Genomic DNA, 24714 nt, shown 5'->3' with positions numbered 1-24714 from the left:
TAATTATAAATATTTAACCTTAGGCAGTTGTTTCCATGGGGTTTTTTGATTAATGCGATCAATAAATAATTTACCATTTAAATGATCTAATTCGTGTTGAAAAACAATTGCCAAATAATCAGTTACTTCATAACGCATAAATTTATTTTCCATGTAACTAAATGCATCGACAATAATTCTTTTACTACGATGAACATATCCTTCTTGTTTTGGGTGTTCTTCAGGAACACTTAAACATCCTTCGCCTTCACGAAGTGCCACAAGTGATTTACTTGAGCTTACTATTGAAGGATTAAAGAGTACATCTTTAAAAATAATATTACCTGCCGCATCAGTTAAATAAACATAAAAAACATTTTTTAAAATACCGTACTGGACAGCAGCAACGCCAACACCTGGGCGAAATTCTGTATTTTCTTGACTTTGTGAAGTATCTATATGGTAAATCATTCGTTTAGCTAAGTCAATATCTTCCCCGGATAAAGGAAGTTTTACATGTTTAGATTTATTTCGTAAAACAGTATCTGGTAACTCAACGATTTTTATATTATATTTTTCTTTTTTCGTCATATAATATAAATTATATAATATTTTTAGCTGAAATTTTATAAGGAGACTAAAAATGCAAATATTTCTTACTTTAACATTAAACTTAACTTATTTCTTATTTGGTTATTTAATGGGTTCACTAAATACTTCAATCTTATTTGGTAAGTTAACTAAAAAACCTGATTTAAGATTATATCATTCTAAAAATGCTGGTGCAACTAACTCTTTAAGAGTTTATGGAACTAAGTCAGCTGTTATTATCTTATTAATCGATATTTTAAAAACATTCATCGTTGTTTTGATTTGTAAATTAATTAGTAAAGTTATTAATGATTATATAACAGATGAGTTTCTTTATCGCACAAATAATGTTAGTTTATTAACTCAAAAACTTTATTTAATTCCTTTATTAGGAGGGATTGGTGTTTTACTTGGTAATATTTTTCCTGTTTTTTATAAGTTTAAAGGAGGAAAAGGTGTTGCTGGATCAGTTGGTTTATTAATTTCAATTAATATTACATTATTACCAATAGCAGCAATTTTCTTCTTTGGTCTAATGTTCTGAAAAAGATATGTATCCTTAGCAAGTGTTATAACTTCAATTGCAATGATTGGATTTATTTCGATTCCTTGAATAAATTCTGGATTTTTATCTTGAGTTTCAGGTGTTGAATATAACAGTTATACTATAACTATTTGCTTATATATTTTTAATGCATCTATGATAAATTTCGCCCATAGAGAAAATATTAAAAGATTATTAAAACACCAAGAAAGAAAGTTTGGGCAAAAATAATTTAATTTTTTAATTTTTCTATAAAATATTATAGATTAAATATAAAATTTAATCCTATTAGGGAACATTATGAGAAAATACAAAAGAATTTTAATCAAACTTTCTGGTGAAGGCTTTGCTAATAAAGAAAAACATTTAGCAATTGATAACGAATTAGTAACAAAAATAGCACTGCAATTAAAAGAAATAGTAAGCCGTGGAGTTCAAGTTTCGATTGTAATTGGTGGCGGAAACTTTTGAAGAGGAGCATCCGCTGAAAAAAATGGTATTCCAAGAAATCGTGCTGATTATATTGGGATGCTTGCAACCATTATGAATGGTTTAGCTTTAAGAAGTGGTTTTGAACTTGTAGGACTTAAATCAAGGGTTCAAAGTTCATTAACCTTAGATCCTAAGATTGCAGAAAACTACGTTAATGAAAAAACCATTAAATATTTACAAGACGGTGAAGTTGTTATTTTTGTCGGGGGTACAGGACGTCCTTTTTTTACAACTGATACAGCTTCAACCCTTTACGCAGCTGAAATAGGAGCAGAAGTAATTTTAATGGGTAAAAATGGCACAGATGGAGTTTATGACTCAGACCCAAAAACTAATACAAATGCTAAAAGATTTGACAAAATTACATATGATCAAATTTTAGAAAATAAACTACAAGTGATGGATTTAACTGCAACAAGTATGGCAAGAGACAATAACATAGATTTAATTATTTTCAATTTATTAGAAGAAAATTCAATTTTAAGAGTCTTAGACTCTTCAATTAAACATACAGAGGTAACGAAGTAATGGAATTAGATTTATATACTTTAGATTTTGAAGAAAATGCTGAAAAACCAATTAATCATTTTAAATTCGAAATGTCAAAAATTTCAACAGGAAGAGCTAATCCACAGATTATTAAAGGAATTAAAATTAATTATTATGAATCTTTAACTGCTTTAGAAGAATTATCACATATTAGTATTCCTGAGCCACAACAGTTATTAATTAAACCTTATGATCAAACATCTACAAAAGATATTTATAAAGCTTTAGAAAAAGCTAATTTAGGGGTTATGCCTATTGACGAAGGTAACCAAGTCAGATTAACTTTTCCAACTTTAACAACAGAACGTAGAAAAGAACTAATTAAGAATTTAGGTAAAATATCTGAAGCAGCAAAAGTAGGTGTTCGAAATGCAAGGCAAAACGTTAATAAAAACATTAAAGCTGATGAAGAACTTTCTGAAGATGAACAAAAATTATATTTAGATAAAATTCAAAAACTAGTTGATGAATATATTGAAAAAATTACTTTATTGACAAAAGAAAAAGAATCTGAATTAATGAATAAATAAAAAACTGATTTTTAGATTATAAAACAACATTCGCAAATTAGTGAATGTTATTTTAACTAGTTTATTCTTTTATTCCCTAAATTTTTTGTTTTTACGGTAGTTTAAAATATTATAAATTGAAATAATTGGGATACTTAAATCAAGATAAATAATTTTTATTTTAATTTCTTTGAGATTTAATAAAGCAAAAGTTGATAGATATTTTAGTATAAAAACATAAAAATAAATTACAAAAAAATCTGTAAAGAGAATAAAAATTAAGATATTTAAATGAATATATTCTGTTATAAAATAAACCAAAAGCAAAAATGAGTGATAAAATTCCAAATATATGCAAATTACTTTATAAATTGTTTCTATGTAAATACTTTTTTAGTATTATTAATATCTTTAATTTCTGGTTTTTGATCTTTTAATTCTTTAGCTAACTTATTAAAATTTTTCAATCCACAAGATATGAAATAGTTTAAAAAAAAGACCAGGTTTTTTTCCAATTTGTATTTTCTTTAACCATTATTTCATTATATAACTCTAACGAATGAGAAGCAAGACAAACAAAAAGATATAATATTAATATCAGGATAGTTCGACCAATTCTAAAAATGGGAATTATCGTTGATAAAAATACATTATAAATTACATTAATCGTGTTAGTTTCTATTGGTACATATTGGTAAGAAACACCTATTACTATCAAAGTTGCAACGTTACTAAAGCTAACAAAAATGCTAGTTATATCTTTAAATCCATTAACTATTTTTCACTTTTTAATTAATTTTTTGGGTAGTGAAAGTCCGGTTAATTATAATAAGAATTTATACTTAGTTTAACAGTAGCATAAATATGGTTAAAATATAAAGAAATGCGACATAGCTTCAAACTAAGATTTGAAGCAATAAAATAAGGATCTTTATTCAAGTTTTTGGCTAATGTGTTTCGAGTTGTAAGTGATTGCATCATAGATAACAATAATATTGACTATAAACTATGGTTTTGATATTTATATCATTCTTGGTATTTGCTATTTTTGGATTTGTAAAAGTTAAATATCCTTCAGGATTATTTCAAACTAATCTTTCAGCACCTGAAGAGCTATAAAATTAGTATAAATTAATGTTTATTAATTTATTTTTAAATATAATAAATCTAAATTAAACCCTTCTAAAGTTACAAACCTTAGAAGGGTTTAATTATTCAATTAACCAAGAAAAAAATGATTATTTTTTTTATATTTTATAATATTAATTATTGAAATAAAAGGAATAAATAGATCTATGATATAAAGAATTATTACTAACCTATTTTTAATTTCTAATAACATTAAGTTTGAAATATAACGAGGAGCAAAATAAGTTATATAAATTAAAGTAATGAATAGTAATGATATAGTAATGGTAAAAGGCCCGACAAAACTAGAATCTTTATTACTTAATTTTATAATCAATATAGAAATAAGCATAAATATTGATATTATATGTCAAACAAATTTTATTATTGTTTCTTTATTAAATAACTCATACAATTCGTCATTGTCATCTTTTTCTTTTTCTTTTTCTTTTAATTCCTTTTCTAAAGCTAAAATATTTGTCCAACCCTTAATGTAAATAAAAATAGTAAAAAACACAAAACTAGCATTTCTTCATTGCTTTAATTCTTTAATTCTTATTTCATTATAAATTTCTTCAGAATATAATGAAATAAATGAAGTTGGATATGCAATTAATGTGAAACCTAATCAAGGCGCAAAAATAAATCCAATTATTATAAACATTCCATAAGAACAAAAGTCATTAAAAGCTTTAGAAACTTCTTCAGATATATCTTTATATAAGAAATAAAGAGTGGTAGCTATACCAATTAAAACTAAACTCGCTAAAACATCGCGAGCGGTATTTACAATCTTTCATTTTTTGATTAACTCTTTAGTGGTTAAACAAATTTTTCTTTTAATAGATTTTGAAATAATTTTGAAAACAAAAGTTGTTGGTCAAAAAAAATAATAAAATTCTGTAGGTTCTTAGGTTTAAATTGGAGGTTGCAAATAATTCATCTTTTTTTAATAATCTTATTAAATGCATGCGTATTATAAAACCTGTAAATAAAGATAAAACAAAAATTAGTCCAAGTCAATTGAAATTACTTAAAGGATTACCCTGGACTTCTTGTCCATCACTACCATTAAACGAAATATAACCTTCTGGGTTATCAATAACACTTTGCCTTATATTTGCTGTTTTTTCAACTGCGTTAAAATTACCACTTAGCATCACAAGAAAGGCAAATGAAATAACTTTAATAATTATAAGAAATAAAATTATTCAAACATGGATGTAATTTTGTTTACTTAAAATAAAACTTTTAAATGACATTTTTTTAAACATTTAACTACCATCCTTATTAATTGCATTTTTAATGTATTCAATATCTTTATTGCTAAAAACAAAGAAATTTACCGCATTTTTGTCTATCTTAGTTGTATCGTTGTTTTTGTAGTAATTTAAAATATTAATTATTTTACTATTATAAAACAAATGACTAACTAAAAATTAGTTGTTTAGAAAACCGTAATTTTCATATCAAATATTACTATCTGTTTTAGATTTTTCTTGACATAGTGCATTTAAAATTATTAAAATAAATTTTGTTTAAGCAGTATTGAATTATTTTGTAATGTGTGTATGAAGGAAGGTCATTTTTTTAATAGTTGTAGCAATTGAGTTATTTAAATAACTCAGACCAGTTTTTAAACTTCCCAGTTTTTCGTAGTGGAGTTAACCTCCAATGGCATCAACTTTAATTAGTCTATTTTTAAAATTTGAAGAAAGTTTTGTTTTATCTTGAGGAAGAAATTATGTAATTATTAGTTTGTAAGGTTATTTCAAATTTTAAATTGTTATTTTAAAAATAAAACGGCCTGTTTTGAGTTAAGTTTGTGCTTGTTAAACTTATATTAATATTTTTTGAGATAAAGAACTTAAATCCTTGTGGCCATTGATGAAATAAAATTTATTATTATTCACTACTAAATAAAGTGAAGTAAAATTTTTATACACTTCCTCATTTTTACTAATTTCTGGAATTCTTACAATTGTCTCGAGTATGATATCTTATTTTTCTTTATTGTTATTATATGATTCTTGATTCTTCTTAAAATCTTGAACACTTATACCAGCACGGCATGCAACTGTTATAAAAATAGCTGATATCAATAATGGACAAAAAATATTTTTTAAATCTCATTACTTTCCTTCATATAAGCATTTGTAATATAAGTAGTTTGCTCAAGCTTTTGCTTTAGCAAAATTCAAATGCCCACTTATTGAATTTATCAAAGGTTGAATTTTTTCGTGTAAATATTCAAAAAAACCATTTATGGCTATAGAACTATAGAAAGCCTTTAATAAACGTGATGTATTTGAGGTATCTGCTAATTTTCCAACAACATCTAACATAGCTCCTGATGTCAATTCAACTACAACACTTTCGTCACTTGTAGATATGGCAGCAATTACTTTTGCAAGTAATAAAATTGATTTGGCTTCAACTGCTAATACATTGCCAGTTTTAAAATTTAAAATAATATCTACTAAATCTAAAGTGAGTGGCAAGTTTTTAAAAACTTCACCAAGTGTTTTTACTGCAAGATCCACTCCTGATATTGCGTAATAAGCACTTCATCAAAACGCCATTGGGAATCAATGATATCAAGCCTCTTCTAAAACATCTTTATTTTTAAAAGTTTTTTAGTTTTTTCAATTAGGTTTATTGCGGTAGATCTTGTTTCTTTTTTTGATATTTCACTACGTGTTTTTTCTTCAATTATTCTTTTTAATATATCTTCAATTATATTAACTGCTTTTTAATTATCTATATTATCTTCAAAAACTAAATTTACTAAATAATCTTTTAGTTTTTGAGTATCATTTAAAGACGAAGAAGGTAACTTAACTTCATTTTGAAATTGGGTTTGTTGTACCGGGCTTGCTGCTACAAAAATAAGCGGCATAGATATTCCTAATCCGAACAACAAACTTAAATATTTGGTTTTCTCTTTAAAAATTTCATAAATATAATTATTCTTTCTTATTTTATATATTTTAATTATACTAAAACACCGGAAGTTTCTTTAACTTTTTTAATTAAAATAAGATTGAATTATAAGGTATTGCTAATTTTATATGTTATTATATTTTAATTTATCAAATAATACTTCTTTGCATCTAAAAAAAGTTAAATTACTGCTTTAATAACAGAGAAGAAGTATTCAGTCATTTTATCATCCAATAAATTTTACATGACATTTAATGTAGTCTTAGAAGTAGTTTTTTAGATAATAAGAGTATTTCATAATTTATGTCTTCTTTTATAACATTTTTTTCTTTTGTTTTTGAAACTTCGGAACATTTAGTTTTGTCACTAAGAAAATAAATAGGCTTATAGTCTTTTGAAACTAAAGTTGCAAGACTTATATTTATTCCTTGATCAGAATTAGAAGTTAAATCACTTCTACTTGTTAAAAAATAGTAATCATTACTATTAACAGTCAAAAACAAAGAGGTAAAGGTTTTGTATGAATTAATATCTTTTTTTTGCTTCCAGGCATTTGTAAAATTGGTTCAAAAATAAAATGAAATTTTTATTTATTTTTCATTATAAACTCTAATGTTAGAATTACTTCCTACAATATTTAATTTTGAGCACGATGCACTAAATCATAATACACAAACACCTGTAGTTAATATTTGTATTTTTTTAATAAATTTATTTCATTTCATTTTATCAACCATTATAAATGCCCAGTAATATACGTAATTTGTTCAAGTTTTGAATGTTATAGATTCAAGTATTGGTCTAAATCTTTCTGTAACAAGTTTTATAAAATTATTTACATTTTCTTCTAAATCTAATGAATCAAAAAATAAATCAATAGCTATTGATTTTATAAGTGATTTAAAAAGAGTTAATAAACTAGATTTGTTAGATATATTTTCAACGATACCAAAAACAAACTATATTTAATATTTTTAGCTAATGTAGCATCACTCTTGCTAATAGATAAAATTAGTTTAACTATCACTATTGAAGACTTAATAGTTACATTTCTAGCGCACTCACTCAGCTTACAACTAACAAAAATTCCTGATAAGTCAAATGTTAGTGGTGCAAAGTGTTTAAATATTTCTCCACCTACATAAAAAGATAAATTTATTAAAGAAAGCAATGGAATAGCCAAATAAATACCTTTTTAAAAGATCATTTGAAATCAATGGTATCAAGATTCTTCTAAAACATTTTTATCTTTAAATGTTTCTTTTATTTCTTTAATAAGATTAAGGGCAATAAATCTTACGTTTTCTTCTGAAATTTTGCTATCAACTTTATCTTAACTAATGATTTTACAAGTTTTAAAATTTCATTATTTATGGTTGGGTCATCTTTCTAATTTTCAAAAACTAAATTTACTAAATAATCTTTTAGTTTTTAGTACGGACTTAAAGTTTTTTTAGGTAATTTAACTTTCTTTTGTGTTGTTGGGTTAACAGCAATAAAAAAGAAAGGTATGGAAATAGTGACACCCTGCAGAAAACTTAAAAAATTTAGTTTATTTCTCATAAAATTAAATAATCAGAATTTATATTTAAGAAAAAACCTTCCTAGTTTTGTAGAAGGTCAATGATTGATTAAACTAAAAATTCTTTTGTTTTTCTATATTGAAGAACGTTATAAATAGATATCACTGGCACAAATATATCAAGAATATAAAGTGCTTTTATTTTAACTTTATTGCTTTTTTTGATTAAAACAAAATTAGATACATAACGTGGCACAAAATAAACTAAGTAAGTGGCTATAGCTGTTAGGGTTCAGCCAAACAATGATATACTTAAGTTTAATACTGATTTTGTAGAAATAGATACAGAAATTAATACGATACTTATAAATATTAATAAGAGTATAAAAATATGTCAAACACTTTTTATAATCGATTCTACATAAAAAGTTCTTTTATTAAGGTCTATATTAGCATGTTCTGGGTCTTTTGTTTTAAGTTCTTTTGATAATTTACTAACATTAAATCAAGCTTTCACGAAAATAATTGGAAAAAGGAAAATAAAACCAGCTTGTCACCAATTAATTTGCTCTTTTACTCTTATTTCATTATATAATTCAGCTGAATGAGAAGCAATATAAATCATTGGGAAAAACAACAAAGCCCATAAAAATGAAAAGATATAACTTAATGATAGAATTGATAAACTATATTGGCTTAATTCTCTATTTTTAATAATTTCAATAGGTAATTTAACAAGACCTGTAAGAAATAAAGTAATTGATATTATTCAAAACAATTGTAATGATTCAGAGACACCGTTCGATATTCTTCATTTTCTAATAAGTTGTGTAGTTGTAAATGTTCTATTAATAAAATATGATTTAATGAAGATTTTTGGTATGGCTGTGTGAGGCAAAAGGAAAAGTAAAGTTCGATATAATTTCCGACTTAAATTTAAAAACATAAAGTTTTGATCAGTTTTAATTGTAAAGAATAATCGAATTCTGAAACAAAAAGCAATAAATGTTAGGATAAAGAAAATAATTATGTAAAAGCCTGTATAACTAAAGGAAACTACAATTTCTAAATTGTTTGAGTCATTGAATGCATAATAACCTTCAGGATGATCTAAAATAGACTCATAACTATCATGGTGAATAACATTAAATAAAAATCCACTTGCAAACACTGCTAAAAGAAGAAAAAAGTCTTTTACGATAGTTAAAAAGGTTATTATAAATAATAAACGATAATTTTTTCTATTTAAAATATTGTTTCTAAATTGAAGCTTCTTAAACATAATTACTCCTTATTTTTTACAACCTCTCTAATTTTATCTATATCTTCTTGTGTGAAGATATAGAATTTTGTTCTATTTGAGGCCGATTTATTTATTTCTTGGTTTTTATACTCCCTTAAAATTCCGACAATTTTTTGTTGACAAAATAATGGAGATCCTAAAAATTGATTATTTATATATCCATGATTATCATAAGTTATAGAAGATGTAGTTTTTTCTTTTTCAGTTGAAAGAGTATTTACAATCGACTTTATAATTTTAAAGATTTTAAATATATCCTGTGAATAAAGCATTGATTTTTCTTGTATTGGTGTATATGAAATAACTAATGATTTATCTATTTTTGTTCCGTTTTCTGGAACAATAAAGTCTAAACCTTTATTTGATGTTTTGAATTCGCTTGAAAGAGACTCAAGACCATGGTTTCGAACTTTTATTAATCTTTCTGAGAAATTTGGTGATAATTTAGTTTTGTCTAATGCATAAATTAAATAATTATCTGTATTTAATACTGTCTCAAAGTTTACCTTTCCACTAAAAAAGTATTCACTGTAAATATAATTTAAATTTGTTGGGTAAGACTAATGTCTAATTCTTTGCTATTTAATGAGTTTAAATCTGTTCTACTTGTTAAAAAGAAATATCTATCTTTATTTGTAGTTAAGTATGTAGATGTAAAAGTTTTGTGTTCCGTAGAATTGTTTTGTCTGCTCGCTATTACAATAGTTTCTAAAATAAAACTTTGTTTTCGTCATGTAATTTTAAATTAGTTTGAAAGTTTTGAACAGCTGAAGCTACCAAATTGCACGAGAAAAGGAAAAAACAAAGAGGAAAAGGTAATTAACTTTTTAAATATTGATTTATTAAAAAACATATAATACCCCATTGAACTAGCATATTTGTTTTAAAAAAATAGTTTTTAATTAATTTATTAAATATATAATTTAATTATACTATAATACAAAAGCAATGTTCAAGATAATTATCAGAGATATTCGTATGTTTTCTGTAGCAACTATTATACCTTTAACTACAGTAGTTTCATGTTCTTCAAACATAATTAGCGCAAGAGAAATTAATGATGTTAAAAAGAATGTTTTTAATATTGGAATTTATAATAATGATCAAATATTAACTACTTTTACAAGTGTATTAATTAAAGAAGAATTAAATAAACTTATTTTTTTGACTACATCTCACTCATTTAAATCATTCAAACTAAATGAAGCAACAACAGATGAATTAACACTAAAAATAACACAATTTTACAACTTAAAACAAAGTTTAAAAATTAATTCTAAAATAAGAATAATCTACGATAATAATGACGAAGATATTGCAATATTTTATTTAGACAAAACAAGTGAATTTAATGATATAAAAATAACAAATAAATTAGAATTAAATTCATTTGATACCAAATTACCACAAGCAAACTTTTTATATACCCTTGGTTTTACAACGTTGTTAGATGAAGATTTTAAAACAAATACATATGATTTATTTTTCTACTTAAAAGATAAAGACATTTCCTTTGAAGAACCAAACATATTATTTATTAATAATATTCAATATAGTAGTGGGGCTTCAGGTTCCCCTTTACTTTATAAAGATAAAATAATTGGGTTATACTTAGGTAAAAAACTTAATAATGGGAAATTAACCCCATTCTTTAAGTTATTTAATGACAAAATAGTTATAGAACTAAATAATTTTTTAATTAAATAGAAAACAACAAAGATTAATTTTCTTTGTTGTTTAATTTAAAATGAAATTTATTAACTATATAGTTTGGTTATTTATTTTTGAATTCATCTTTTAAATATTTATCTGGTACAGCATTTAAATTAATATGGCAATAACCAGTAGGATTTTTAATTAAATAATTTTGGTGGTACTCTTCGGCTAATGTTTGATCGCTGACTGGCAAAAACTCTATATAATTTTTTTTACCTTCTTTTAATATAAACTCATTATTTAATGATTTAAATTTATTTAATAATTTTGAATCATTAGAATAAATACCAACACGATATTGGGTTCCTTCATCACCGCCTTGTTTATTTAAAGAATATGGATTAATAATCTTTAAATAAAGTTCTCAAATTAATTCTTCATTAATAATTTGAGGATCATAAGTAATTTTAACTGCTTCAACATGTTTTGAAGTAGTGCATACTTCTTTGTATGACACCCCTTCAAAACCACCATTAATGTAATAAGCGTGTGCACTTAAAATACCTTTAATTCTTGAAAAGAATGCTTCAACACCTCAGAAGCATCCGCCTGCTACAAATAATTCTTTTTTCATAATTTTATTATATTAAAAAAATAGTTATCTAAAAATAACTATTTTTGGTGAATTATTGTAAAGGCAAATTGTGTACTAAATAATGATATTGAAATTACTTGTCAAATTAAACCACCTACAAATGAACCAACTGGTGCATTTAAGCTAGAGGCAGCAACAATTTGTAAGATTCATCAAATAATTCAAACAAAGTTGTTTGTTATATAAATAACAAACATTCCATAGGATAAACCTCCTCAATTATGTGTTCTTAAGGATTGTATGAATTGTGGTAAAAATGCTAAGGTAGTAAAAGCTGGGAATACAAATCCCATAATAGCTTCTAAAGAAGCTGGGATAATAAGTTGTTTCCATATTCCACCTGCATAAATTCCAATATGTAAAGCGATAAAAATAATACCTATGATTAGGTATATTCCTAGAGCAATTCATGCCTTGAGTTTTGTTTTTTGATTAAATTCTGATTTATATAAATACATTAATCCTAAAGTTATTGTTTGAATAACCATAGTGATTGTATTTGGTATTATAATATTATGTAATTTATTAGGGCTTAGGGCTGATCATACAATTCATAAAAGAATCCCTGTGTGAAAAATTCAAAATGAATAGAAATTAACATCTCCAGTTTTTCTATCCTTAATTATTTTGAATAGTTGGGGTATGCTAAGTGAAGCTACTAAAACTGCACCAATATACCCCAAAATAGAAATAGCTAATTGCATATTTAAATTATACCATATTTATTTAATAGCTATACATGAGGTCAACAAACCAAATTTAAATTATATATAATTTTCAATAACAATATATAATTTATTTTATGAATGATACTATAGCAGCAATTAGCTCAGGTTCAAGAATTAACCAACCTATTTCAATTATTAGATTATCAGGTCCAGATACTTTAAAAATTATTAAAAAAATTTTTAAAGGAAAAATTGGAACAGATCACGATATTACTTACGGTAATATATATGATGGTGAAACTTTAATTGATGAAGTTTTAGTAATGTGGTTTTTAGGAAAAGAAAAAAATGGAGAATTAATATTTAATAATTATGTTGGAGAACCAATTGTTGAAATTAATTGCCATGGGGGAATAGTAGTAACTAATAAGGTATTAGAACTACTATTATCTAACGGAGCAAGAATGGCAGAGCCTGGAGAATTCACTAGAAGAGCTTTTTTAAATGGTAAATTAGACTTAATTAAAGCTGAAGCTATTCATGACTTAATTATGGCCAAAACTTTAACACAAGCAAAAGCAAGTGTCTACCGTTTTACCGGTAAAACTTCCAGTTTAATTGATGAACTTTCAAAAGATATTGCTCTTTTAATAGGGATGTCTGAAGTTAACATTGATTATCCAGAATATGATGATATTGAGCAACTTGACAACCAAATAATGCTAGATAAACTTAAAATTTTAAAAACAAGGTTTGAAGAAATTATTAAAGTTTCAAATAATAGTAGATATATTTTTGAAGGTGTAAAAGTTTCAATCTTAGGGAAGCCTAATGTAGGAAAAAGCAGTATTTTGAATGCTTTGTTGTCAGAAGAAAAAGCTATTGTTACTGATATTGCAGGTACAACTAGAGATTTAGTTGAAGCTTCTTATCAAATTAACGGAATATTATTTAATTTAGTTGATACAGCAGGCTTAAGAAAAACAGATAATAAAATTGAACAAATAGGGATTGAAAAATCTTTAAAGCAAATTCAAATTTCAGATCTAATTATCCATGTTATTGATCCAACACAATCTGAAAATGACTTTGATTTATTAGTAGAGCAAGAAGCAAAAAAACAACACAAATTATATTTAAAAGTACAAAACAAATCAGATTTAGTGAAAAATAATAATTTAATTTCAATTAGTGCTTTAAATAATGATATCAAAGAACTTGAAGATGCACTTGTCAAGGAATTTGAAAATTTAGACGTTATGGATAAGCGTATTTTATCTAATACTAGGCAACTATCATTAATTCAAAATGCTTATAATTCCTTATTAGAAGCAGAAAAATCAATTTTGAACTACGCTACTTTTGATGTAATTATTGTTGATTTATATGATGCGTGAGATGCATTGCAAAATATTAAAGGACAAGTAAATCGAGAAGATTTACTTGATGTTATGTTTAAAAACTTTTGTTTAGGGAAATAAAATGGGTAAGAAAAAAAACAAATTTATTGATGCACATTGTCACGTATCAACTAGAGCATATGAAGAATTTCACATTCAAGAAATAGTTGCAGCAGCTCATTATAACAATATTGAGTTTTTTATTAATAATGGCGGTCACCCTCAAGAAAATCTTGAAGTTATCGAGCTGGCTAAAAAATATTCAGTTTTCAAAGCTTGTATTGGGATTCATCCTGAAGCTGGAGTTGATGGAAATGATTATCTTCTAGTTAAAGACTTGCTAGATGATAACAAAGAAAATATTATTGGTATTGGAGAAATTGGTCTAGATTATTATTATGAAGAAGCACCAACAAGGGAAAACCAAATAGCAAGTTTTGAAAATCAAGTTAAATTAGCATATGATAATAATTTACCATGTGTAATCCACATTAGAGATAAAGATAATCATGATTTAGCTTACCAAGATGTTTATAATGTTTTATTAAAGTATCCTAAACTAAAATGTATGCTTCATACATTTACTGGTAAATTAGAATGAGCTAAAAAGTTTTTGGATTTTCCTAATTTATATTTTTCTTTTAGCGGAGTAGTTACTTTTGGATCTTCAACTACCACAAGAGAAGTTATTGAATTTTTACCATTAGATAGAATTTTAAATGAAACTGATGCGCCATTTTTAAGGGTACATCCATATACTGGGCAAAAAAATGAGCCTAATACTGTTTTATATGTTTATTACTATATCTCTGGGTTAAAACAAGTTGGGTTAGATAAATATGTGGATAGAATTAACAAAAATGTTAGAAAGTTATTTAATTTATAATGAAAAAGAAAAATCATGTTTTTGCTAAAAAGAAGTTTGGACAAAACTTTTTACATGATAAAAATATTATTGAAAAAATAGTAACTTTGTTTGACATTAAACAACAAAATATTGTTGAAATTGGTCCTGGGAGAGGTGCATTAACTTCTGAATTAGTTAAAAAGGCAAAACAAGTAATTGCCTTTGAAATTGATAAAGATATGGTAGATGTCTTAAATCAAAATATTAATTCGAATAACTTAGATTTAAGACACCAAGACTTTTTGAAATCGGATTTATCAAATTTACCTACTTCAATAGTTATTGCTAACATTCCATACTATATTACAACAGATATTTTATTTAAAATTTTTGAACACAGGGATAAATTCTCTAAAACTATTTTAATGGTTCAAAAAGAAGTGGCTCAAAGGTTAATAGCTAAATATAAAACTTATGATTATTCCAAATTAACAGTTAGCGCACAATATTTAGCTAAAGTTAATTTAGAATTTGTTGTTCCTGCTAGTTGTTTTATACCTGCACCTAAAGTTGATTCAGCTATTGTTTCCTTTGAATTTTATCCTAATATTTCAAATCAATATTGGCTAAGACTTAAAGAGTTTTTTAAAGTATGTTTTGCTAATAGAAGAAAAAAACTAATTTTTAGTTTGAAATTAAAATATTCACTAGAAAAAATTAATGCTGCATACCAAAAATTACATTTAAATGAAAATACTAGAATTCAAGAATTACAGATTTCAGAAATAATAAACTTATATCAAGAATTAGAGAAATAAAAACGTTTATACCTATAACAAAGGCATAAACGTTTTTAATATCATTATTTAATTTATTAAATAATTCCTTCAAGATCCTTAACTATTTCATCAATTGATTCTCTTAGATAGTGCACTTTTTTAACTGTGTCAGCAATTTTTTGGTTTAATTGTTTAATATCAATTACTTCTTTATTATCAGGCTTTTGGACATAACTAGAAACTGACAAATTGTAGCTATTATCTCTAATTTGTTGATTTGGAACAACTTTAGCAAAGTTTTCAATATCTTTACGCTCACTATAGGTTCTAACAATATTTTCAATATGTTCTGGCAATAATTTATTACCATTATTTACCTTAATAAATTGATTAGAAGCATTAATAAAGACAACATCATTAGGATCTTTATTTTTCTTAAGAATCATAATAGTAGTTGCAATTGTAGTTCCGTAGAATAAAGAATCAGGTAATTGAATAATTGCATCAACGAAGTTATAATCAATTAAATACTTACGGATTTTTTGTTCTGCTCCACCACGGTACATAATACCAGGGAAGCAGACAATGGCTGCTGAGCCTGTACTTGATAAATAATGTACAGTATGCATAATGAAAGCAAAGTCTGCTTTTGATTTAGGAGCTAAAATACCTGCTGGAGCAAAACGTTCATCATTAATTAAAAGTTGATTATCACTTCCTTCTCACTTTATAGAATATGGGGGATTAGATACAATTACATCAAAACCTTTATCTGGACCTGTTTTTTCCATAAAACCTGGTTGAAGTAAGGTGTCGTCGCGGTAGATATGGAATTTTTCAAAGCCAACATCATGTAAGAACATATTAATACGACATAAGTTGTATGTTGTAATGTTTATTTCTTGGCCATAAAATCCACCACGAATTTTATTTTTTGGAAATATCTTTTTAGCTTGTAACAAGAGAGATCCAGAACCACAGGCAGGGTCATAAATATCATTTATTTCATCTTTACCAACAATTGCTAGTTTAGTTAAAAGTTCTGAGACTTCTTGTGGGGTAAAAAATTCACCACCTGATTTACCAGCATTAGATGCATACATACTCATCAAGTATTCATAAGCATCACCAAATGCATCTATTGAATTACCTTGTAGACTACCTAATTTCATATTAGCTATTTTTGTTATGATATCAGCTAACTTTTTATTACGATTTCTAACAGTTGTACCCAAAGATTCTGAATTAACATTAATATCACTAAACAAACCTTGGAAGTTATCTTCAGAAGACCTGTTAGAGGTAGAATCCTGAATGTTTTTAAAAGCATTGCTTAATTTAATGTTTAAATTTTCTTCATCCATATAGGCGTTTTTAGCAACATTAATAAATAATTCTGAAGGTTTGATGAAAAAACCCTTAGTACGTGCCACTTCTTCGATTATTTCTTGTGTAATTTGTGAATCTTCAATTTTTGTATAATCAAAATCATTAGAAGATCCTTGTTCATGCTCTCTATCATTAATATATTTAGTAATATATTCTGAAATATAACGGTAAAATAAAAATCCAAGTACATAGTTTTTAAATTCTCATCCATCAACATGTCCTCTAAGATCATTTGCTATATCTCAGATAGTTTTGTGCAATTCGTTTCGTTCTTGTACATTTTTAGTTTCATTATTCATTATTAAGTTTCCTTTCATAATATGGTTAATTAAAGCATATTTAACAATATACTTTATATATGATAGCAATTTTAAGAATTTATTAATTAAAAGAAATAAATTATTTAACTAAGTAAAAGCAGAACAAATACAAGTTATTAAACTTGGACTATATTTATTTCTTATGTTTTAAAGTTGGGAATAAAAGAACATCACGAATTGATTCTTTTTCGGTTAAAAGCATAGTTAAACGATCAATTCCAATTCCGCATCCACCAGCTGGCGGCATAGCATAATTTAATGAATCAATAAAATCTCAGTCAATATTACTAGCTTCATCATTTCCATTATTTTTTTCTTCTAGTTGTGCTTTAAAACGTTCTAATTGATCAATTGGATCTGAAAGTTCTGTGTACATATTCGCATATTCTTTGGTATTTATAAATAATTCAGCGCGTTCGGTAAAGCGAGGATCATTAGCTTTTGCTGTTAATGGAGAGATTTCAATAGGGTGTCCAAAAACAAAGGTTGGTTGAATTAATGTTTTTTCAATTAAAAGTTCAAAAAGTTCGTTAATAATATGACCTAATTGAAAGTATTTTTGTATTTTAACACCGTAGTTTTTGGCTACTTCAAAAGCTTTTTCTAAAGAAATATTTTTAAAATCAGTGTTTGTTGCTTTAGAAACAGCCTCCACCATGTCTATTCTTGCAAATGTAGATTCTAAATCAATTTCAATACCTTTATTTAAAATCTTTGTTTTACCTAATTTTTTGGCAATTTGTTTAATTAAGGTTTCAGTACGATTCATCATACCTTCTAAATTAGAATAAGCTTCATAAAATTCAATTGAGGTAAATTCTGGGTTATGAGTTGTATCAATTCCTTCGTTACGGAAAATGCGACCTATTTCATAAACTCTATCAATTCCACCCACAAGAAGTTTTTTAAGTGGAATTTCAGTGGCAATTCTTAAAACAAAATCTTGGTTTAAGGCATTGTGATGAGTTGTAAAAGGCTTAGCAGAAGCTCCAGAAAGGTAGTTGTGTAAAAATGGAGTTTCAACTTCCATGTATTCTAAATCATCAAAATATCTTCTAATTTCTGAAATAATTTTTGTTCTAGTTCAAAATACTTGTTTTGATTCTTCATTCATAATTAAATCTACATATCTATGTCTATAGATTTCTTCAACATCTACTAAACCGTGGAATTTATCTGGAAGAGGTTTAAGAGCTTTAGTTAATAATTTTATATTTTTGGTTTTGACACATACAGCTCCGGTATTTGTTTTCATAACACTACCTTCAACATAAATGATATCCCCGATATCAAAAGTATTAACTAAAGTAGCTAAAGACTCATGTTCTTTTTTGTTAAAATATATTTGGATTTTAGAATGGTAGTCTTGGATTAAGATAAAAGGACCACGCATGGTCATAATTCTTCCGGCTACTGCTACTTCATTATTTGAATCATGCAATTGTTCTTTGGTGTATGATTCATAATTTTTAATAATATAATCAGAATATTGAACTTCTTTAAGACCATTTGCTTTGGCAAATGGTTCAACATTCATTTCTTTATATGCTTGCAATTTATTACGTCTGACTAATTCTTGTTCTGTGTATTTTTGCATTGTTACCTACTTTATTTGTTTAATTTCTTTAAAAGTTCTTCTAGCTTTAAAGAACTTTCTTTGATTTTTTGTTCTGTTTTTTGTAAATCTAATTCATCATTTAGTTTTAGAAATGATACTTCTAATAATGATGGAATATTGAAGTCTGTTATAGAAGCATGTTTTGTTGGAGATGAAAGATTTATTTCTTCAAGAAAACTTTGCATATTACCATTTACTCCTATTACTTTAAGATTATATCCTGGGCATAGATCAATAATTTTGGATTCTAAAACTTCAATAATTTTTTTACCTTTAATAGATTTTGGAACATATGTTAGTTTTGAAACTAACATATGTTTAATTTGTCCTTTAGCAGTTAAAATACTAACTATATCATTATTTTGAACCATTGCAAAGTTTTCTACTTTATCACTTAAAGATAAATAAACTCCTTTATTGCCTTTTGCCTTTGGTGAATATATAGCAATATCAGTTTCCGGATATAATGAGCATAAACCATTTTTAGTTAAGATTAAAATATGATATAAACCATTACTTAATGCTACATTTATGACTTTATCATCATTGGTAAGATTAATGGCGTTATAAACTTTATTCAATCTTTGCACCTTAAATTCAGTTAATTTAACTTTTTTAAATAAACCATTTTTAGTACCGATAACTATAAAAGTATTAGAATTTCAGTTATCTACTTTTATAACTGAAACTACTTCTTCACTTACTTTTAAGTGAACTAAATCACTTAGTTTTTGACCAGTTTCTCGCCACTTACATTCGTTTATTTTGTAAACTGGAACTTGAATATAGTTACCGAAGTTTGTAAAAATAAGTAATGTATTCATAGAATTTAATTTATTAAAATATTTTAAAACATCATTATCTTTTAAAGGATACGTTGATAATGAATTGGAAACAACGGTTTTATCACTAAATTTTTTAATAAAGCCTTGTTTTGTAATTCCAACATAATTAACTTCTTCTTTAATTAAATCAGTTTCATGGTATGTAAAATTAAAATCTTCTTGAATAATTTGAGTTTTGCGCTCTTTGCCAAAAAGTTTTTTAATGCTTTTAAGTTCATTAATAACATATTCATTAAATTTAACTTCATCATTTAATAATAATTCATAATGCTCAATATTTTTAATTAACTGAGCTTTTTCATCTAATAAAGCCTCTTTATCAGTTTTGCTAAGTTTATATAATCTTAATTCAGCAATTGCAGTTGCTTGGTTTTCAGTAAAGTTAAAAGACAGCATTAAAGCATTAATAACTCCTGATTTTGAACCTTCACAATTGCGGATTAGAGCAATAACTTCATCAGTTATTTCAGTAACTTTTAAAAGTCCTAAAATAATTTCAAGTCTTAACTTGCTTTTTTCTAAATCAAACTTAATGACTTTACTTTTAACATCTTTAACATGTAAAATATAGTTATCTAATAAATCAAGGAGGGAAGCTAGTTTTGGTCGCCCATTAATTATAACTACTTGGTTATAATTATAGGTATTTTGTAACTTAGTTTTTTCAAATAGGTAGCTAATGATACTTTTATCATTAGCATCTTTTTCTAAAACTAATAAGATGTTAATGCCACTCCGGTCAGATTGATCTTTTATTTCTAATAACCCTGCTATAGCTTTATTTTGAATTATTTCATCAATTGAATAGACTAAGGATGATTTAATTACTCCATAAGGTATTTCAGTTATTTCAATATATTTATACTGACCTTTGGTATATACATTATATTTACTAAATAACTTAATTTTATTTTTAGTAGAATTATTACCAGTTTCAAATCCTTCGATAATTCCATTAGTTCCATGAATAATTCCGCCAGTTGGGAAATCTGGCCCTTGGATATATTTCATAAGTGATTTTAATGATGTTTGGGGATTTTTAATTTTATAAATAGAAGCATCAATAATTTCATTTAAGTTATGAGGTAACATATTTGTTGCCATTCCAACAGCTATTCCCATAGCACCATTAACTAGTAAATTAGGAAACAAAGAAGGAAGTACTAAGGGTTCTTGTTCAGAATCATCAAAATTAGGGACAAATAAAGTTGTTTTTTTCTTTATATCACCAATCATGTATTGAGCTACTTTTGAAAGCCTTACTTCAGTATATCTCATTTGAGCTGCTGGATCATTATCAATTGAACCGATATTACCATGCATATCTAAGATTGGGAGATTCATTTTTCACCACTGTGAGAGATTAACCATAGCTTCATAAACAGACGAATCACCATGCGGGTGATATTTACCAATTACATCGCCAACTACACGTGCTGATTTTTTATATGGTTTGTCAGGATCTAAACCTAAAGTAAACATTGAATATAAAATTCTCCGCTGCACAGGTTTCAAACCATCTCTGACATCTGGCAATGCTCTTTGCTGAATAACATACTTAGCATATCTTTCAAAACGTTCTGAAAGAGTCTTTTCTAATGTTTCTTCAACTACATTTTCGATTGTTTGGTTAATTTTATTTTTCATCTTGTCCCCTGATTTTTAAAATACATTATTTTAATTATAACATTAAATAATGTTATTATTATTTATGATTTAAAAATCTATTCAAAATATGAATAGATTTTATTTTGTACCAAATAATCGATCTCCTGCATCACCCAGTCCTGGGATAATATAACCTTTTTCATTGAGAATTGGATCCAGAGCAGTGCTAAAAATTTTTACAGTTGGATAAATATTTTCAATATACTTTATTCCTGGCTCTGAAGCAATTAAGGTAACTACTGAAATATCGTTAAAACCTTCTTGATTTAATTTTTTGATTGCTATTGCTAATGATGCACCAGTAGCTAGCATCGGATCAAGCAAGATAACTTTTGCATTTTTAGATATTTCAGGTAGTTTGTATAAATATTCTTTAATTTGGTTATTTTCATCACGATATAACCCAATATGACCAATTTTAGCTTCTGGCAGAATTTCACTAAAGCCATTTAAAAGACCTAACCCTGCTCTTAAAATTGGAATTAGTAAAATTGGTTGATCGTAAATATTTGATTGGTACTGCTTCTTTGTTCCACTAATTTCTGGTGTTTTTTTAGTTTCATAATTTTTTAAAACTGGATAAATAAGTAATTTAGCTAAATCATTCATAATTGAACGAAATTGTGAATGATTAGTTTTAATATTGCGTAATTGATCAAGTTTGATATTGATAATTGGATGTTTAATAATTGTTGCCATTTTATAATTATACTCTATATATATTGTAAATAATATATAATATTTTTATTAAAGATAATTTTATATTTTACAAGGAGTTTATATGAAGAAATTTAATAAAAAAATACTGTTACTTAATGGTTCAATTTTAAGCTTAGTTGGTTTTTTTGCTTTGACTAGTTGCCAAAGTAATGAAAAAAAGCCAAATGATCCTACAAATCCTGGAGATGTAACAACCCCAGGTAATGGCAGTGGAACTACTACACCAGTAGATCCAAATATATTTAAAAAGCAGCTCCCATCTTTACAATCTGTGAAAGAGTATGTATCTGGTAAAAGTTTTGACGAATTATTTTCTGTTCAAGGTTCATTTATTAATTCCACAAATTTTAAAGAACAATTAACTAGTAAACAGTTCGTCGATCAAGTTGCTTCAAATGAATTAACTTTAACTTTAAAAGAAGCTCATTCAGAAGATCTATATTTTGTTAATGTAGTTAATTTAGAACAAGATAAGGTTAGAGTTATTTTTGGTTATAAAAATACAGAAGAATTTCTTAATTTTGAAGTAGATGGCTTTAAACAAGAGAGTAATTTTATTATTAATCAAAGTCCTGCTCCATCACAATCTCAATGGGGTCAATATGTTAACTTTACTCAAAAAGAGAGATACAACAAGGATATGGAGCAATATGATCAGGGTTTAGAAAGAAATACTACTTTAAGAGAAACGAATATTCAAACTTCTCAAAAACAAAAGTTTGATCAAAAAGCTAATGAAGTAGGAGTCCCTACATATGATCGTTCCAACCGTTTAGGAATGACAATTCCTGAATATGATACAAAGGGTAATTTTATTGGACTTAACATGCAAAAAAAAGAAGCACCAAAAATTTATTCATGAGTTGATGGGTATAACAAAGAAACCTTTAAAAATGTCGGGCTAGCAAGAACCATTACTAATGAACAATATAAAACTATGGCGCTTCAAACTTATCAATTGAAACTAACCAACTGGTCAGTTTCAATTGATGAAAAGGAACGTGAGTTAGCTAAAGAAATTATGAAGAATGATGATAACTTAGTTAATAATTTATTTGATAAGATTAAAGATTTAAATAAAAGGCAAGAACTTAAAGATAAGCTGCAAAGAAACATTACTGTTGCAGGTGTAGTTGATGAATTAATTTCACAAGCTTGAAAACAAATACAAAGTGAAAATTCTGCCTCAGATGCTTCAAAATTATATGATGAATATATTTACTATAGACAAGACTTAATTTTAGAGAAAATGAAAAATGCTTCAGGATTAAGTGAAAAAACTAAAGATAATATAACTAAAAGAGTTAGAGAAACTACTAATTTTAGACATTTAGAACCGTGGTATAGAAGCACCACACCTCATGCTGGAACAGCATGAATTATTGATCATGAAATAACTAGTGATGGATCATATCCTAAGAAATTTTATTTTGCTACTAATTTACACGTAATTGATACAATTGACAAAGAGAATTTTCAAAACTTTCAGTTAACTGTGTTAAGTGAAAGAACCCCTTCGCTATATCAAAAATTGCAAACCATACCAATGGATGATAGATATACCTCACTTAATTTTAATGATAGTAATAAATTGGCATTAACTCGTATTTTTGATGGTAGAGATTATTTAACTAAAGATCCAGTTGATTACTTAGCAGACAAAACTTTTAACAAAAAAGAATTCATTGATTTTGCTGTTTTTGAAGTTGATTTTAGTAAAACTAATTTTACTGAAGAACAAGTCAGGGATATAACTAATAACTATGCAGATAAAAATGATCAGAAAATATCTTTTGTTAATTATGATTATTTAAATAATTATGAAAAAATAGATATTCCTTTAGCTTTGAACAAAAACGAACTAGAAAAATTAAAAGAATATGATAGTTTATACATTTTAGGTTATCCCAAAACTCAATCAAACGGTTTTTTTGACTTCTTTTTAGATAGATATGAGGATGAAGTATTAATAGCAAATGCAAAAAATACTTATAGTTTATGAACTAATGCCTCATATGAGCTATACAAAAAACCAGGACCTACAGATGATGAAGTTACCAAATTAAATTATGAAGTAGGGTACGGATTATCTTATGCTCTAGGATACCGTACTTTCACGGAGAAACCAGGTATTGTTGACCAATTTCTAAGTGCTCCACTATCAGGAGCAGGCGCATATGTATCATCTGATGATGGTAAAGAATATGTTTCAATGAACTTAGGTTATATGCCTCGTAGATTTGCTCCTGGTGGTGGGGCTAGTGGTTCATCAGTTCGTAATCAAGAGAATAAATTAGTAGGTATTTTCCACAGTGTTAACTCTTCTTCTTTAACAGGTATAGCTGCAGCTTTTAGATCTAACGGTTATGATTATAAAGAATTATATGGAACTTATAATCTACCACAATATGACGTTATTTATGGTGGAGGAAAAGATCAAAATGTTGGCAAGTCATACCGTGAAGCTATGCTTGCTAAAAATCCAAATTTAAAAACACATTTATTTCCTAATGGATTAAGTGTTGTCCCTGAGGAATTTAAATTTAAGAATAATTAAATAAAAAAACTACAAACTTAAGCTTGTAGTTT

General features: G+C 26.2%; 23 protein-coding genes. 9 read left to right on the top strand and 14 right to left on the bottom strand.

The window, feature by feature from the left end; translation table 4 throughout:
* Positions 1-3: 3 nt before the first annotated feature.
* Positions 4-570 (bottom strand): peptide deformylase, encoded by a 567-nt coding sequence (def, locus tag EXC44_RS02240; RefSeq protein ID WP_129621584.1) that lies wholly within the window; start codon positions 568-570, stop codon positions 4-6.
* Positions 571-622: 52 nt separating this feature from the next.
* Between def and plsY the strand changes: the two genes are divergently transcribed.
* The 3 genes from plsY (at position 623) to frr (ending at position 2685) form a co-directional block, all read left to right on the top strand.
* Positions 623-1345 (top strand): glycerol-3-phosphate 1-O-acyltransferase PlsY, encoded by a 723-nt coding sequence (gene plsY, locus EXC44_RS02235; protein WP_120160652.1) that lies wholly within the window; start codon positions 623-625, stop codon positions 1343-1345.
* 69 nt (positions 1346-1414) lie between these two features.
* Positions 1415-2134, top strand: coding sequence for a UMP kinase (gene pyrH, locus EXC44_RS02230; RefSeq protein ID WP_120160650.1), 720 nt, complete (start codon positions 1415-1417; stop codon positions 2132-2134).
* A complete protein-coding gene (frr, locus tag EXC44_RS02225; RefSeq protein WP_129621582.1) occupies positions 2134-2685 on the top strand; it encodes a ribosome recycling factor in 552 nt (183 codons plus the stop codon). The genes pyrH and frr overlap by 1 nt, the downstream gene beginning before the upstream one ends.
* A gap of 1198 nt (positions 2686-3883) precedes the next feature.
* Here frr and EXC44_RS02220 read toward each other — a convergent pair.
* From EXC44_RS02220 to EXC44_RS02205, 5 genes are all read right to left on the bottom strand, one after another.
* Positions 3884-4456: a hypothetical protein gene (locus tag EXC44_RS02220; RefSeq protein WP_129621580.1), complete on the bottom strand. Its 573-nt coding sequence runs from the start codon at positions 4454-4456 to the stop codon at positions 3884-3886.
* 175 nt (positions 4457-4631) lie between these two features.
* On the bottom strand, positions 4632-5066 hold the full coding sequence (locus EXC44_RS02215) for a hypothetical protein (RefSeq protein WP_129621578.1): 435 nt from the start codon (positions 5064-5066) through the stop codon (positions 4632-4634).
* Positions 5067-5924: 858 nt separating this feature from the next.
* The gene (locus tag EXC44_RS02210) at positions 5925-6335 is read right to left on the bottom strand and encodes a hypothetical protein (RefSeq protein ID WP_165001843.1); all 411 of its coding nucleotides are present in this window, start codon (positions 6333-6335) and stop codon (positions 5925-5927) included.
* A 209-nt stretch (positions 6336-6544) separates the two neighbouring features.
* Positions 6545-6691 (bottom strand): hypothetical protein, encoded by a 147-nt coding sequence (locus EXC44_RS03910; RefSeq protein WP_165001842.1) that lies wholly within the window; start codon positions 6689-6691, stop codon positions 6545-6547.
* Between the two features lie 295 nt (positions 6692-6986).
* Positions 6987-7232 (bottom strand): hypothetical protein, encoded by a 246-nt coding sequence (locus EXC44_RS02205; protein ID WP_129621574.1) that lies wholly within the window; start codon positions 7230-7232, stop codon positions 6987-6989.
* Between the two features lie 277 nt (positions 7233-7509).
* On the opposite strand from EXC44_RS02205, the gene EXC44_RS02200 reads away from it, so the two are divergent.
* Entirely contained in the window at positions 7510-7704 is a 195-nt protein-coding gene (locus EXC44_RS02200; RefSeq protein WP_129621572.1) for a hypothetical protein, read from the top strand.
* A gap of 662 nt (positions 7705-8366) precedes the next feature.
* Here the strand turns inward: EXC44_RS02200 and EXC44_RS02195 are convergent.
* Both EXC44_RS02195 and EXC44_RS02190 read right to left on the bottom strand, forming a co-directional pair.
* Positions 8367-9539, bottom strand: a complete 1173-nt coding sequence (locus EXC44_RS02195; protein ID WP_129621570.1) for a hypothetical protein — start codon at positions 9537-9539, stop codon at positions 8367-8369.
* A gap of 2 nt (positions 9540-9541) precedes the next feature.
* Positions 9542-9832: a hypothetical protein gene (locus EXC44_RS02190; protein ID WP_129621568.1), complete on the bottom strand. Its 291-nt coding sequence runs from the start codon at positions 9830-9832 to the stop codon at positions 9542-9544.
* Positions 9833-10508: 676 nt separating this feature from the next.
* Here EXC44_RS02190 and EXC44_RS02185 point away from each other — a divergent pair.
* Positions 10509-11267 carry a hypothetical protein gene (locus tag EXC44_RS02185; RefSeq protein WP_129621566.1) on the top strand — a complete coding sequence of 253 codons (759 nt, stop codon included), beginning with the start codon at positions 10509-10511 and terminating at the stop codon, positions 11265-11267.
* Positions 11268-11334: 67 nt separating this feature from the next.
* Here the strand turns inward: EXC44_RS02185 and msrA are convergent, their stop codons facing one another.
* Complete coding sequence (msrA, locus tag EXC44_RS02180; RefSeq protein ID WP_129621564.1) at positions 11335-11850, bottom strand: peptide-methionine (S)-S-oxide reductase MsrA; 516 nt, start codon at positions 11848-11850, stop codon at positions 11335-11337.
* Positions 11851-11888: 38 nt separating this feature from the next.
* Positions 11889-12575, bottom strand: a complete 687-nt coding sequence (locus EXC44_RS02175) for a PQ-loop domain-containing transporter (protein WP_129621562.1) — start codon at positions 12573-12575, stop codon at positions 11889-11891.
* Between the two features lie 98 nt (positions 12576-12673).
* Between EXC44_RS02175 and mnmE the strand changes: the two genes are divergently transcribed.
* From mnmE to rsmA, 3 genes are read left to right on the top strand one after another with little or no spacing between them, the layout of a single operon-like run.
* Positions 12674-14020, top strand: a complete 1347-nt coding sequence (gene mnmE, locus EXC44_RS02170) for a tRNA uridine-5-carboxymethylaminomethyl(34) synthesis GTPase MnmE (protein ID WP_129621560.1) — start codon at positions 12674-12676, stop codon at positions 14018-14020.
* Position 14021: 1 nt separating this feature from the next.
* A complete protein-coding gene (locus EXC44_RS02165; RefSeq protein WP_129621558.1) occupies positions 14022-14825 on the top strand; it encodes a TatD family hydrolase in 804 nt (267 codons plus the stop codon).
* Positions 14825-15604: a 16S rRNA (adenine(1518)-N(6)/adenine(1519)-N(6))-dimethyltransferase RsmA gene (gene rsmA / locus EXC44_RS02160; RefSeq protein ID WP_129621556.1), complete on the top strand. Its 780-nt coding sequence runs from the start codon at positions 14825-14827 to the stop codon at positions 15602-15604. Before EXC44_RS02165 ends, rsmA begins: the two co-directional genes overlap by 1 nt.
* A 56-nt stretch (positions 15605-15660) precedes the next feature.
* Here rsmA and EXC44_RS02155 read toward each other — a convergent pair whose 3' ends face one another.
* The 4 genes from EXC44_RS02155 to upp form a co-directional block, all read right to left on the bottom strand.
* Positions 15661-17253, bottom strand: a complete 1593-nt coding sequence (locus tag EXC44_RS02155) for a type I restriction-modification system subunit M (protein WP_129621554.1) — start codon at positions 17251-17253, stop codon at positions 15661-15663.
* A gap of 154 nt (positions 17254-17407) precedes the next feature.
* Positions 17408-18871 (bottom strand): lysine--tRNA ligase, encoded by a 1464-nt coding sequence (gene lysS, locus EXC44_RS02150; protein WP_129621552.1) that lies wholly within the window; start codon positions 18869-18871, stop codon positions 17408-17410.
* An 11-nt stretch (positions 18872-18882) separates the two neighbouring features.
* On the bottom strand, positions 18883-21384 hold the full coding sequence (locus EXC44_RS02145) for a DNA gyrase/topoisomerase IV subunit A (protein WP_129621550.1): 2502 nt from the start codon (positions 21382-21384) through the stop codon (positions 18883-18885).
* A 99-nt stretch (positions 21385-21483) separates the two neighbouring features.
* Positions 21484-22104 (bottom strand): uracil phosphoribosyltransferase, encoded by a 621-nt coding sequence (gene upp / locus EXC44_RS02140; protein ID WP_120160619.1) that lies wholly within the window; start codon positions 22102-22104, stop codon positions 21484-21486.
* Positions 22105-22186: 82 nt separating this feature from the next.
* Here upp and mip point away from each other — a divergent pair, with 82 nt between their 5' ends.
* Positions 22187-24682 (top strand): Ig-specific serine endopeptidase MIP, encoded by a 2496-nt coding sequence (mip, locus tag EXC44_RS02135; RefSeq protein WP_129621548.1) that lies wholly within the window; start codon positions 22187-22189, stop codon positions 24680-24682.
* The last annotated feature ends 32 nt before the right edge of the window (positions 24683-24714 follow it).

The sequence above is a fragment of the Mycoplasmopsis bovirhinis genome, from assembly GCF_900660515.1.
GTDB classification, from domain to species: domain Bacteria; phylum Bacillota_I; class Bacilli_A; order Mycoplasmatales; family Metamycoplasmataceae; genus Mycoplasmopsis; species Mycoplasmopsis bovirhinis.
The sequence above is the reverse complement of the archived record's forward strand: the minus strand, read 5'-3'. Positions and strand labels throughout refer to the sequence as shown.